This window comes from Tessaracoccus flavescens (assembly GCF_001998865.1).
GTDB classification, from domain to species: Bacteria; Actinomycetota; Actinomycetes; order Propionibacteriales; family Propionibacteriaceae; genus Arachnia; species Arachnia flavescens.
In genome coordinates this window covers 671998-685801 of record NZ_CP019607.1, presented here as the reverse complement: position 1 = coordinate 685801, position 13804 = coordinate 671998, and the positions used below count along the sequence as shown (strand labels likewise).

7 protein-coding genes and 1 pseudogene are annotated in these 13804 nt (G+C 66.1%); 5 read left to right on the top strand and 3 right to left on the bottom strand.

Annotation, left to right across the window (positions count from 1 at the left end; translation table 11 throughout):
* Nucleotides 1-66: 66 nt before the first annotated feature.
* Both BW733_RS03310 and BW733_RS03305 read right to left on the bottom strand, forming a co-directional pair.
* Nucleotides 67-987 carry an ABC transporter substrate-binding protein gene (locus BW733_RS03310; protein WP_077347879.1) on the bottom strand — a complete coding sequence of 307 codons (921 nt, stop codon included), beginning with the start codon at nt 985-987 and terminating at the stop codon, nt 67-69.
* A gap of 407 nt (nt 988-1394) precedes the next feature.
* A complete protein-coding gene (locus BW733_RS03305) occupies nt 1395-2669 on the bottom strand; it encodes an integrase catalytic domain-containing protein (protein ID WP_202970180.1) in 1275 nt (424 codons plus the stop codon).
* Nucleotides 2670-2975: 306 nt separating this feature from the next.
* On the opposite strand from BW733_RS03305, the gene rplJ reads away from it, so the two are divergent.
* From rplJ to BW733_RS03280, 5 genes are all read left to right on the top strand, one after another.
* Nucleotides 2976-3593 (top strand): 50S ribosomal protein L10, encoded by a 618-nt coding sequence (gene rplJ, locus BW733_RS03300; RefSeq protein ID WP_077347877.1) that lies wholly within the window; start codon nt 2976-2978, stop codon nt 3591-3593.
* 54 nt (nt 3594-3647) lie between these two features.
* Nucleotides 3648-4046, top strand: a complete 399-nt coding sequence (rplL, locus tag BW733_RS03295; protein WP_077347875.1) for a 50S ribosomal protein L7/L12 — start codon at nt 3648-3650, stop codon at nt 4044-4046.
* Between the two features lie 393 nt (nt 4047-4439).
* Nucleotides 4440-7913 (top strand): DNA-directed RNA polymerase subunit beta, encoded by a 3474-nt coding sequence (gene rpoB, locus BW733_RS03290; RefSeq protein WP_077347873.1) that lies wholly within the window; start codon nt 4440-4442, stop codon nt 7911-7913.
* A gap of 83 nt (nt 7914-7996) precedes the next feature.
* Nucleotides 7997-11935, top strand: a complete 3939-nt coding sequence (locus BW733_RS03285; protein ID WP_077347871.1) for a DNA-directed RNA polymerase subunit beta' — start codon at nt 7997-7999, stop codon at nt 11933-11935.
* 177 nt (nt 11936-12112) lie between these two features.
* The gene (locus BW733_RS03280) at nt 12113-13660 is read left to right on the top strand and encodes a lamin tail domain-containing protein (RefSeq protein ID WP_077347869.1); all 1548 of its coding nucleotides are present in this window, start codon (nt 12113-12115) and stop codon (nt 13658-13660) included.
* Here the strand turns inward: BW733_RS03280 and BW733_RS03275 are convergent.
* Nucleotides 13585-13800: pseudogene (locus tag BW733_RS03275) on the bottom strand (IS3 family transposase); the annotation flags it as partial. The gene BW733_RS03280 and the pseudogene BW733_RS03275 sit on opposite strands and share 76 nt — an antisense overlap.
* Nucleotides 13801-13804: the final 4 nt, after the last annotated feature.

Genomic DNA, 13804 nt, shown 5'->3' with positions numbered 1-13804 from the left:
AGCCACACCGACGGGCGTGGCACCGGACGCGCCCTGATCAGCTCCGGGGTCTCGGTGGACATCCGATCAGCCCTCCGGGTTGAGCTCGGCGGTCTTCAGCGCCGCGTCGCCCTCGATGCCCCAGGCGTCGAGGATCTCGCCCCAGGTGCCGTCGTCCATCAGCTGCTGCATGGCCTTCTGCACCGCCTCGGTCATGGCAGCGTCGTCCTGCTGGATGACGATGCCCTGCGGGGCGGCGTCGCGGATGCCGCCGACGACCTCCATCTGGCCGTTGGTCAGTGCGGCGGCGTAGCTGGCGACCGTGGAGTCGGCGTAGAACGCGACCGCCTTGTTGCCGACGACGTTGGTGGTCGCGTCCGACTGGCGGCTATACTGGAGGATGTCGATCTTCTCCTTGCCGTCGGTGGTGCACTGCTCCGAGAAGCCGGCGAGTTCCTCGTCCTGGTAGGTGCCCGTCTGGACGGCGATGGACTTGCCGCACACGTCGTCGGGGTCGAAGCCCTCGGGGTTGCCGGTCTTGACCGCGTAGCTCGAGCCGACCGTGATGTAGCTGACCATGTTGTAGTTCTTGGTGCGCTCCGGCGTGATGGTGAACGACGAGATGCCGATGTCGTACTTGCTGCCGATGCCTGGGAGGAGGGAGGCGAACTCGCCGTCGACGACCTCGGCCTCGAGGCCGAGCACCTTCCCGAGCGCCTTGCCGAGGTCGACGTCATAGCCGATGGCCGTCTTCAGGTCGTCGGCGCGGAACTCGGCGGGAGCGTAGTCGATGGAGGCGCCGATGGTCAGCTTGCCCTTGTCCGCGACCGCCTGAGGGAGCAGCCCCGCGATGTCGTCGACCTTCTTGATGCCCGAGACGTCGAAGCTGCGGTCGGTGCTGCCCGCTGCCGACTCGCTGGAGCCCGACCCGGGCTCGGTGGCGTCCTGGCCGCCGCAGGCGGTGAGGGCGAGTGTGGCAAGCAGGCCAACGGCGAAGATGCGGCGCATCGGGGGTCCTCTTTCGACAAAGGTGGTCAATAGGTAGCCGAGCGTAATGCACGCCTGAGCGTTCGATGCAGTCCGGGGGCGCGGTGCCACACTGAGAACAACCGGTCCGAGGAGTTGACATGACGGGACCAGACGCCCCGAGACCGCCCGCCTGTGGCTGATCGGCGGCATAGCGCTCGTCGTCGGGTTCGCCACGTTTTATCTCATTTACTACACCGACGCCTCGGCCTCCTCGTCTACCCGGCCGACGTCGAGGTCGACGACGACGGCAACCCCTTGCGCGCGGGCGTTGTCAAGAGCGAGCGCGTCGATCGCGCTGAGCTCGAGGGGCTGCCCGACGACCCGACCGACCGCGAGTCGTTCGGTCGGCCCGCCGGTGCCGTCTGAGCCGATCCCGTTGCCTCATGTCAAGATGCCCGCTTGGTTTGAGTCGTTGCCTCATCTGAAGATGCCCGCGTGATTTTGGTGCGGGAGAGGTAGACGTGGTTGCGTTTCGCGCGTCGCTGGACGGCTCCGCGGCGTTTGGCGAGGTCGAGCAGGTTGCCTTGGATCACAGCGATCTGGTCGCCGAGTTCGATGGGGTCGACGGTGTCGAGGCGGTCGTGGAGGGCAGCGTGCTCGGCTGGGGTGAGCGTGTCGGGGTGGTCGCGAAGGAGCCGGTCGGCTGGTGTGGTGGCGGTGTCGTGGCGTTTGGTGACTTTCGCGCCGGTGCGGGTTTTCGAGATCAGTTTCTGGCTGGGCATCAGCAGGTTGTTTCGGGTGTTCCAGGCGGGCCAGAGGTGGTTGAGGAGGTCAAGTTCGCGGGCGGTGTCGTAGCGCCAGTAGCCGACGGCGCGGCGCACGATCGACCAGTTCTTTTGCTCGATGTGGGCTTGGTCGTTGGAGTGGGAGGGCCGGCCGCGGGTGAAGGTGATCTGGCGCAGGTTGCAGTAGCGGGAGAGGTGGTGGTTGATGAACTCGGATCCGTTGTCGGAGTGGATTCCCAGGATCAGGAACGGGAACCGGCCGATGAGTTGGTCGAGGCCAGCGGCGACGATGCGTTCGCCTTTGGAGCGCACGGTGCAGGTTTCGGTCCAGCCGGTGGCGATGTCGGTGGCGTTGAGGCTGTAGTGGAAGGTGCCGTTGTTGTCGCCGCCTTCGTGGCCGACCAGGTCGATCTCGATGAACCCGGGTTCGGTGTCGTTCCACTCGGCCCAGGTCTTGAGCGGAATCGAGGACTTCAACAACGAGCCGGGTTTGGTGTGGGCGATGCCTTTGGCAGCGATCAGTCCGGTGCGGTAGGGCTGCAGGTGCCGGTCCATGGTGGCCGGTGACATGGCCAGGAGCTGGTCACGGACCTCGACGCTCATGTCGAGTCGGTCGAGGCGTTCCAGCGCGGCCAGCAACCGTGGCAAGGCGGCTGCGAGACGTTTCGAGGCGATCCCGTCGAGCATGGCCCAGCACCGCACCAATGCTTCGGTGACGTGTGTGTCGTAGCGCCTGATCGCCTCTCGGGGTTTGCGGGGCCCGGGCATCTGACCGGTCGCGGCGCGGCGCAGCATCTTGCGGGCATGATCGCGATGCCAGCCGGTGACCTGGACCACCGCGTCCAGAATCGCGGCCTTCTCCGCCTTGGTCGCCTTCGTCCATGCCTTCGCCTGGGCCGTGGTGATCGCTTTGCGCTGGGCCATCGTCAACTCCATCCTCGTAGCGTGCCGCTACGCGGGCATGTTGAGATGAGTCAACGAATCGACCTACGCGGGCATCTAGCGTGAGTCAACTCGCCGATTTGGTGCGGGGGAGTCCTGCCGGTAATCTTGTCGACGCCGAAGACCGCAGGTGACGCAAGTCCTAAAGCCGAAAGGCACCCGCGCAGGTGAACGTACGAGCTTCTTCCATGTTCATGGTAGCCGCCCCGACGCCACCGGCGACGGGGCTTTTTGTTTGTGGTCCGAGGCCCTTGGAGCTCCCGCCGGGAACCCCAAGGCTGCTAATCGGAAGGAGACCACATGGCGAGGCCGGACAAGGCTGCCAAGGTTGCGGAGCTGACTGACGCGTTCAGCAACTCCGCAGCGGCAGTGCTGACCGAGTACCGCGGTCTCACCGTCAAGGATCTGAAGGAACTCCGTCGATCCCTCGGTGAGAACGCCACCTACGCCGTTGCGAAGAACACCCTGACGACGATCGCGGCAAAGGAAGCCGGCATTGAGGGCATCGAAGAGTCCCTCAACGGCCCCACCGCCATCGCCTTCGTCACCGGTGACATCGCCGCCGCCACCAAGGGGCTGCGTGACTTCGCAAAGGCCAATCCGTCCCTGGCGATCAAGGGTGGCGTCCTCGAGGGCAAGTTCCTCGACGCCAAGGCCGTTCTGAAGCTGGCTGACCTCGAATCCCGCGAGGTTCTGCTTGCCAAGCTCGCCGGCGCAATGCAGGCCAACCTGGCCAAGGCTGCCTACATGCTGGCGGCTCCGCTTGCCAAGGGCGCCCGCGTCCTCGGTGCGCTGCAGACCGCTGCCGAGGCCAACCCCTCCCTGATCGGTGGCGCAGGCTCCGCGCCTGCCGCCGCTGCCTCGGACGAGACCCCCGCCGCGGATGCGGCAACTGAAGCAGCACCTGCTTCGGAGTGATCCGTTGCAGCGCCCGCTGCGATCACACACTTTTTTCTGAAAGGAACGCCCAACATGGCGAAGCTCACCAACGACGAGCTCCTTGACGCTTTCAAGGAGATGACCCTGATCGAGCTCTCCGAGTTCGTCAAGCTCTTCGAAGACACCTTCGAGGTCACCGCTGCCGCTCCCGTCGCGGTTGCTGCTGCCGCTGCCCCCGCCGCTGGCGGCGGCGACGCCGGCGACGCTGCTGAGGAGGGCTCCGACAAGGTCGACGTCATCCTCACCTCCGGTGGCGACAAGAAGATCGCAGTCATCAAGGAGGTGCGCGCTCTGACCTCCCTCGGCCTGAAGGAGGCCAAGGACCTCGTTGAGGGCGCCCCGAAGCCGGTGCTCGAGGGCGTCGACAAGGAGACCGCTGCCAAGGCCAAGGAGGCCCTCGAGGCCGCCGGTGGCTCCGTCGAGGTCAAGTGACCCGACGCGCATAGGCGCAACTCTTTCCGTGGCCCGTCCCCCTCGTGGTGGCGGGCCACGGTCCTTTCCCGGGAGATCCCTCGACCCGGCGGGGGAGCGCCTCCCGGTGGTCAACAGCGCCTGAGCAGCACTTCCATCCGGGGGACCCAACTGAGCGTGCGACACCCGCTCGGAGGGGGTTGCGCAGCCACTCCTGAGCGCTATCATCTTTCGCGAGGTCAGCGTCGACCTGCTTGAGAGCCGCATGCCCCTGGGGGATGGGGTAGTTGTGTGCTCTGCCAATTTGCTATATAGTGGTCATTTGCCCAGCTATGCGATCGTGCCCGTGACTTGACGCGGGTCGTTCGACGTGCAAGGAAAACCTGCTTCAAGCGTTCTTGGAAGGACCGAATCTTGGCCGCCTCGCGCTCTGCGATGAAGAACACCAATGTCGTCTCGTCCACCGGCCGAATCTCCTTCGCGAAGATTCACGAGCCACTGGAGGTCCCGAACCTCCTGGATCTACAGATCGACGCATACAACTGGCTGATCGGTAATGAGACCTGGCGGTCCAAGGTGGAGGACCAGCTCGCCGCTGGCCGCACGGACGTCAACACCCGTTCCGGTCTGGAGGAGATCTTCGCTGAGATCTCTCCGATCGAGGACTTCAACGAGACGATGTCGCTTTCGTTCCGCGACCACCGTTTCGAGGAGCCCAAGTACACCATCGAGGAGTGCAAGGACCGCGACGTTACCTACGCCGCACCGCTCTTCGTCACCGCCGAGTTCGTGAACAACGACACCGGCGAGATCAAGTCGCAGACCGTCTTCATCGGCGATTTCCCGCTGATGACCGACCGCGGCACCTTCATCATCAACGGCACCGAGCGTGTCGTCGTCTCCCAGCTCGTGCGTTCACCGGGAGTCTACTTCGAGCAGACCCCCGACAAGACGTCCGACAAGGACATCTTCTCCTGCAAGGTGATCCCCTCGCGTGGCGCCTGGCTCGAGTTCGAGATCGACAAGCGCGACATGGTCTTCATGCGCCTCGACCGCAAGCGCAAGCAGAACGTCACCGTGCTGCTCAAGGCGCTCGGATGGAGCGAAGACAAGATCCTCGAGGAGTTCGGCGACTACGAGTCGATGCGCCTCACCCTCGAGAAGGACTCGGTCAAGACCCAGGACGAGGCCCTGCTCGACATCTACCGCAAGCTGCGTCCGGGCGAACCGCCTGCGCGCGACGCCGCCCAGCAGCTGCTGGAGAACTACTACTTCAACCCGAAGCGCTACGACCTTGCGAAGGTCGGCCGCTACAAGATCAACAAGAAGCTCGGTCTCGAGCTGCCGTTCGATCAGCAGGTCCTCACCATCGACGACATCGTCGCGGCGATCCGCTACGTGGTCGCGCTGCACGAGCACCAGGAGATGCTGGGCGACGTCCCCGTCGAGGCCGATGACATCGACCACTTCGGCAACCGTCGTCTCCGCACCGTCGGCGAGCTGATCCAGAACCAGCTGCGCACCGGCCTCGGCCGCATGGAGCGCGTCGTCCGCGACCGCATGACCACGCAGGACATCGAGGCCATCACGCCGCAGACGCTGATCAACATCCGCCCGGTCACGGCCGCGCTCAAGGAGTTCTTCGGCACCTCGCAGCTGTCGCAGTTCATGGATCAGAACAACCCGCTCGCGGGCCTGACCCACAAGCGTCGCCTCTCCGCGCTGGGCCCCGGCGGCCTCTCGCGCGACCGTGCAGGCATGGAAGTCCGAGACGTCCACCCGTCGCACTACGGCCGCATGTGCCCCATCGAGACCCCTGAAGGCCCGAACATCGGTCTGATCGGCTCGCTGGCCTCGTTCGCCCGCGTCAACGCGTTCGGCTTCATCGAGACGCCGTACCGCAAGGTCGTCGACGGCCTGGTCACCGACCAGATCGACTACCTGACCGCCGACGAGGAGGACCGCTACTCGATCGCGCAGGCGAACGCCGCAGTCGACGAGTCGGGCCACCTGACGGAGGAGCGCGTGCTCGTCCGCCTGAAGCACGGCGACGCGGACGAGGTCCCCGTTGCCGAGGTCGAGTACATGGACGTGTCCCCGCGTCAGATGGTCTCCATCGCGACCGCGCTGATCCCGTTCCTCGAGCACGACGACGCCTCGCGAGCCCTCATGGGCGCCAACATGCAGCGCCAGGCCGTCCCGCTGATCCGCAACGAGTCCCCCTTTGTCGGCACCGGCATGGAGTACCGCGCCGCTGTCGACGTCGGCGACGTCACGCTCGCGAAGAAGCCGGGTGCGGTCGCCTCCGTCGCCGCCGATCTGATCGAGATCGCCAACGACGACGGCACCTACTCCAGCTTCAAGCTGGACAAGTTCGTGCGCTCGAACGCGGGCACCTGCATCAACCAGCGCCCGCTGGTCGCCCCCGGTGACCGTGTCGAGATCGGCACGCCGCTCGCCGACGGGCCCTGCACCGACCAGGGTGAGCTCGCGCTCGGCCGCAACCTGCTCGTGGCGTTCATGCCGTGGGAGGGCCTCAACTACGAGGACGCGATCATCCTTTCGCAGCGCATCGTGCAGGACGACGTCCTCACCTCGATCCACATCGAGGAGCACGAGGTCGACGCCCGCGACACGAAGCTCGGCGCCGAGGAGATCACCCGCGAGATCCCGAACGTCTCCGACGAGATGCTCGCCGATCTCGACGAGCGCGGCATCGTCCGTATCGGTGCCGAGGTCGGCGCCGGCGACATCCTCGTCGGAAAGGTCACGCCGAAGGGCGAGACCGAGTTGACCCCCGAGGAGCGCCTGCTGCGCGCCATCTTCGGTGAGAAGGCCCGCGAAGTCCGCGACACCTCGCTCAAGGTGCCCCACGGCGAGACCGGAACGGTCATCGGCGTCCGCGTGTTCAACCGCGAGGACGACGACGAGCTGCTCCCCGGCGTGAACCAGCTGGTCCGCGTCCACGTCGCCCAGAAGCGCAAGATCTCCGACGGCGACAAGCTCGCCGGACGCCACGGCAACAAGGGCGTCATCTCGAAGATCCTCCCCGTCGAGGACATGCCGTTCCTCGAGGACGGCACCCCCGTCGACATCGTGCTGAACCCGCTCGGCGTTCCTTCCCGAATGAACATCGGCCAGGTCCTCGAGAACCACCTCGGGTGGATCGCGAAGACCGGCTGGGACATCACCGGCATCGAAGAGGCATGGGCCGAGCGTCTCCGCGAGGTCGGCCTCGGCCGCGTCGAGGGCGACTCCAAGGTGGCCACCCCCGTCTTCGACGGCGCCAACGAGGAGGAGATCGCGGGTCTGCTCGACAACTCGCTTCCCACGCGTGACGGCGACCGCCTGATCGACTCCTCCGGCAAGGCATACCTCTTCGACGGTCGTACCGGCGAGAAGTACCCGGACAAGATCGGCGTCGGCTACATGTACATGCTGAAGCTGCACCACCTGGTCGACGACAAGATCCACGCCCGTTCGACCGGCCCGTACTCGATGATCACGCAGCAGCCGCTGGGTGGTAAGGCGCAGTTCGGTGGCCAGCGCTTCGGTGAGATGGAGGTGTGGGCCCTCGAGGCCTACGGCGCCGCATGGGCCCTGCAGGAGCTCCTGACCATCAAGTCCGACGACGTCCCCGGCCGCGTGAAGGTCTACGAGGCGATCGTCAAGGGCGAGAACATCCCCGAGCCGGGCATCCCGGAGTCGTTCAAGGTTCTCGTCAAGGAAATGAAGTCGCTGTGTCTGAACGTCGAGGTGCTCTCCGACGACGGCCGGGTCATCGACCTGCGCGAGTCCGAGGATGACATCCGCTCCGCCGAGGACTTCGGCATCGACCTCGGTCGCCGCCCCGGTTCTGACAACTTCCTGGACGTCGGCGAAGTCTGAGTCTTAGCTCAGTCACACCCACAAGAACTCAGACTTTTCCAAAGGCACCTACTGCCCTGAAGTAGGGGAAAGAGAAGCAAAACGTGCTGGACGTGAACTTCTACGACGAACTGCGTATCGGTCTGGCTAGCGCCGACGAGATCCGCGAATGGTCGCACGGCGAGGTGAAGAAGCCGGAGACCATCAACTACCGCACGCTCAAGCCCGAGCGCGACGGTCTCTTCTGCGAGAAGATCTTCGGTCCCACCCGGGACTGGGAGTGCTACTGCGGCAAGTACAAGCGTGTCCGCTTCAAGGGCATCATCTGCGAGCGCTGCGGCGTCGAGGTGACCCGCAGCAACGTGCGTCGCGAGCGCATGGGCCACATCGAGCTGGCCGCCCCCGTCACCCACATCTGGTACTTCAAGGGCGTCCCCAGCCGTCTCGGCTACCTGCTCGACATCGCTCCGAAGGACCTCGAGAAGGTCATCTACTTCGCAGCGCACATGATCACCTCCGTCGACGAGGAGGGTCGTCACCGCGACCTTGCCTCGCTGCAGTCGAAGGTCGAGGTGGAGACCAAGCAGGTCGCCGCCCGCCGCGACGCCGACATCGAGGCGCGCATGCGCAAGCTCGAAGAGGACCTGGCCCAGCTCGAGGAGGAGGGCGCGAAGGCCGACGTCAAGCGCAAGGTCCGCGAGGCAGCTGAGAAGGAGGCGGGGCTCATCCGCACCCGCGCCCAGCGCCAGCTCGACCGCATCGACGAGGTGTGGCAGAGGTTCAAGTCGCTCAAGGTCCAGGACCTCGAGGGCGACGAGATCCTCTACCGCGAAATGAAGAAGCGTTTCGGTAAGTACTTCGAGGGCTCCATGGGCGCCGAGGCTATCCAGAAGCGCCTCCAGGACTTCGACCTGAAGGCCGAGTCGCTCAACCTGCGCGAGATCATCGCCACCGGAAAGGGCCAGCGCAAGACCCGCGCGCTCAAGCGCCTCAAGGTCGTCAACGCGTTCCTCACCGGAGGCAACGCGCCGTCGGCCATGGTGCTCGACGCCGTCCCGGTCATCCCGCCGGACCTGCGTCCGATGGTGCAGCTCGACGGTGGCCGCTTCGCGACCTCCGACCTCAACGACCTGTACCGCCGCGTGATCAACCGCAACAACCGCCTGAAGCGCCTGCTCGACCTCGGTGCGCCCGAGATCATCGTGAACAACGAGAAGCGCATGCTCCAGGAGGCCGTCGACTCGCTGTTCGACAACGGCCGTCGCGGACGCCCTGTCACGGGGCCGGGCAACCGCCCGCTCAAGTCGATCTCCGACATGCTCAAGGGCAAGCAGGGTCGATTCCGTCAGAACCTCCTCGGCAAGCGCGTCGACTACTCGGGCCGTTCGGTCATCGTGGTCGGCCCGCAGCTCAAGCTGCACCAGTGCGGCCTGCCGAAGGCGATGGCGCTCGAGCTGTTCAAGCCGTTCGTGATGAAGCGCCTCGACGATCTGAACCACGCTCAGAACATCAAGGCTGCCAAGCGCATGGTGGAGCGTCAGCGCCCCGTCGTGTGGGACGTCCTCGAAGAGGTCATCTCGGAGCACCCGGTGCTGCTGAACCGTGCACCAACGCTGCACCGCCTCGGCATCCAGGCTTTCGAGCCGCAGCTGATCGAGGGCAAGGCCATCCAGATCCACCCGCTCGTCTGCACGGCGTTCAACGCCGACTTCGACGGTGACCAGATGGCCGTGCACCTTCCGCTCTCCGCCGAGGCTCAGGCCGAGGCGCGCGTGCTGATGCTGTCGACCAACAACATCCTGAAGCCGGCAGACGGTCGCCCCGTCACCATGCCGACCCAGGACATGATCATCGGTCACTACTTCCTGACGCTCGAGCGTCCGGGCAAGGGCGAGGGGCATGCCTACTCGTCGCTGGCCGAGGCGATCATGGCGTTCGACCGTGGCGACCTCGATCTCGGCTCGAAGATCAAGATCGTGCTCACCAACGTCAATGTTCCCGGAGTCGAGGCCCGTGCAGACGGCTCGTTCCTGGTCGAGACGACCCTTGGTCGCGCCCTCTTCAACGAGGCGCTGCCCGAGGACTTCGAGTACGTCAACACCGTCGTGGGCAAGAAGGTCCTCGGCCCGATCATCAACGAGCTGGCTGAGCGTTACCCGAAGGTCACCGTCGCGACGGCGCTGGACGCGCTGAAGGACATGGGTTTCCGTTGGGCCTCGCGCTCCGGCGTGACCGTGTCGATCTCCGACGTGCAGACGCCGCCGCAGAAGGCAGAGATTCTCGAGGGCTACGAGAAGCGCGCCGCGAAGATCGACAAGCTCTACGAGCGTGGCTCCGTGACCGAGGACGAGCGCCGTCAGGAGCTCATCGCGATCTGGACCGACGCGACCGCCGAGCTGACCGAGGCGATGAAGGACAACTTCACCAAGGACAACCCGATCTACATGATGGTCGACTCGGGTGCACGAGGAAACATGACGCAGATGCGTCAGATCGCCGCCATGCGAGGCCTCGTGGCCAACCCGAAGGGCGACATCATCGCCCGGCCCATCAAGTCGAACTTCCGTGAGGGTCTCTCGGTTCTCGAGTACTTCATCTCGACCCACGGTGGCCGTAAGGGCCAGGCCGACACCGCTCTGCGCACGGCCGACTCGGGTTACCTGACCCGTCGTCTGGTCGACGTGTCGCAGGACGTCATCATCCGCGAGGAGGACTGTGGCACCAGCCGCGGCCTCACCAAGGTGATCGCGACCTGGAGCACCCCGGGCACCGACGAGACCGGTCGCCCCATCCAGGTTCCCGCCGAGCCGTTCGCAAAGGGCGCCACGGTGGAGACCGCAGGAAACGTCGAGACCTCTGTCTACGCCCGCACCCTCGCGGTCGACGCGGTCGACAAGGACGGCAACGTCCTGGTCGAGGCAGGCACCGACCTCGGTGACGCCGAGATCCGCACGCTTGTCGACGCCGGTGTGACCGACGTCAAGGTCCGCTCCGTGCTCACCTGTGAGTCGGCGGTCGGCACCTGCGCCATGTGCTACGGCCGTTCGCTCGCCTCGGGCAAGACGGTGGACGTCGGCGAGGCCGTCGGTATCGTCGCCGCCCAGTCGATCGGTGAGCCCGGAACCCAGCTCACGATGCGTACCTTCCACACCGGTGGTGTGGCAGGCGACGACATCACGCAGGGTCTTCCCCGTGTCACCGAGCTCTTCGAGGCGCGCCAGCCGAAGGGCAAGGCGCCGATCGCCGAGGCCGATGGTGTCGTCCGCATCGAGGACGGCGACCGCTCCCGCAAGATCGTCATCGTCCGCGACGACGGTGGCGAGGACCTCGAGTACCCGGTGGGTCGCCGTACCCGCCTGGAGTTCGAGGACCACGAGGGCCGGCGCATCGCCATCCGCGACGGTGTGCACGTCTCGATCGGGCAGCAGCTCACCGCCGGCCAGGTGGATCCGCAGGACGTCCTGCGCATCCGCGGCCTCCGCAAGGTGCAGGAGCACCTCGTGGAGGAGGTCCAGCGGGTGTACGCCACGCAGGGTGCCCCGATCCACGACAAGCACATCGAGATCATCATCCGGCAGATGCTGCGTCGAATCACCGTGATCGACTCCGGCGACACCACGATGATGCCCGGCGAGCTCGTGGACCGGGCGTCCTACGAGGCCGCCAACCGCAAGGCGCTGTCCGAGGGCGGAAAGCCCGCGGAGGGCCGCCCGGTGCTCATGGGCATCACCAAGGCGTCGCTCGCGACCGAGTCGTGGCTGTCGGCCGCCTCCTTCCAGGAGACGACCAAGGTCCTGACTGATGCCGCGATCCAGGGCAAGAGCGATTCGCTCGTCGGCCTGAAGGAGAACGTCATCCTCGGAAAGCTGATCCCGGCGGGCACCGGTCTCGACCGCTACCGCAACATCCGGGTGGAGCCCACCGAAGAGGCCCGCGCCACCGCCTACACCATGAGCTACGACCCGTACGACTACTCGTTCGGTTCCGATGCGGTCGGCCCCGCCGTCCCGCTCGACGAGATGGACTTCGGCGAGATCCGCTGAACCTGATCCCCGAAGGGCCCGCGACTCCGGTCGCGGGCCCTTCCTGCATTTGCCCGCAGCGACAAGCCGGGTCACCGTTGCTTCGGCAGCCGGTCAGGAACCGGACCATTCCCGCTCACCGGATGTTCACCCTCCACTGGTTGGCTGTGCCAGCACACCACCGACCAGGAGGCACCCATGCGCAAGGCCCGCGCCGCGCTCGCCGCAGCAGTAACCGTCTCGATCCTCAGGCTCGCGCCCCTGGACGCCGACGCGGCCCCCGCTGGCGTCGTCATCAACGAGATCGAGTCCCAGGCGGGTTCGCCGGACGACTGGGTCGAGCTCTACAACCCTGGCGGGGAGCAGGTCGACCTCGGCGGCTACGTGCTCAGCGACAACTCCGACGATCACCGATGGGTCCTCCCCTCAGGAACGGTGCTCGCCCCGAGCGCCTTCCATGTCGTCGACATCGCCACCGTCGAGGGCGGCTTCGGCCTCGGGGGCGCCGACTCGGTGCGGCTCTTCGCTCCCGACGGTGTGACGCTCGTCGACTCCCACGCGTGGACCCAGCACTCGCTCACGAGCATCGCCCGCTGCCCCGACGGCTCCGGAGCCCTTCGCGACTCGCTCGCCCCGACGAAAGGTACGGCGAACAGCTGCGCCGAGCCTGCGCTACCCGCCGTCGTGATCAACGAGGTCAACTCGAACTCGGCGCCCGGCGACTACATCGAACTGCTCAACACCGGTGCGACCCCGGTCGACCTCGGGGGCTTCCTGATCAAGGACGACGACGACACCCGCACCGACGCCATCGCCGCTGGGACTGTGCTCGCACCGGGCGCGTACCTGATGCTGCGCACCGACATCGACTTCAGCTTCGGGCTTGGCAAGGCGGACACGGCACGCCTGTTCCTGCCCGACGGCACGCTTGTCGACTCCTACGCCTGGTCCGCGCACGGCGTCCCGAGCTGGGGGCGCTGCCCGAACGGCACGGGGGAGTGGGGGCAGCCGACGACCCTGACCCCGGGCTACTGCAACTGCGGTGAGGAGCCGCCCGCCCCGGAACCCGGCAACGAAGCCTGGCCCGGTGCTTCCGCGACCGCGGTGCTCGATCCGACGGCGATGTTCCTCGAGGACTCGTCCGGCCTGGACTTCACGGTCGAGGACGGCAGGGCGGTGCTCTACGCGGTCGACAACGGGACGGGCACCTTCTGGAAGCTCGACCTCGACGAGGCTGGTAGGGCGAGCTTCGCCGACGGGTGGAGCGAGGGCAAGCGTGCGCGGTACGCGAAGGATCGCGACAAGCCCGCAGCCGCAGGGCCCGACGCCGAGGGGATCACCGTGGCCGGGGACGGGTTCGTCTACATCGCGAGCGAACGCGACAACGCAGACAAGGGCGTCAACCGCAACGTAGTGCTCAAGGTCGACCCGGCGGCCCCCGGGCCGGACGTCGTCGCCACGGCGGAGTTGGACCTCACTTCCTCCCTGCCCGCCGTGAGCGCCAACACCGGCATTGAGGCGGTGGGATGGGTCCCCGACTCCGAGCTGGAAGGCCTGCTGTGGGACGCTGCGGCCAAGCGCCCCTATTCGCCCGCGGACTACCCTCTGCACGGTGACGGACTCTTCTTCGTGGCGGTCGGGTCCGCTGAAGGTTTGGTTGACCTCCGGGTTTATGCCGCCAGTGTAGCGGCTGGGTTCATGATGAGTTCGAACTCGATGGGGGTGAGTTTCCCGAGTCGGCGTTGACGGCGTTTGCGGTGGTACTTGCCCTCGATCCAGGACACGATGGCCAGGCGCAGTTCCTCTCGTGTGCCCCAGGATCGACGGTCGAGGACGTTCTTCTGCAGGAGCGCGAAGAACGACTCCATCGCGGCGTTATCGCCACATTAA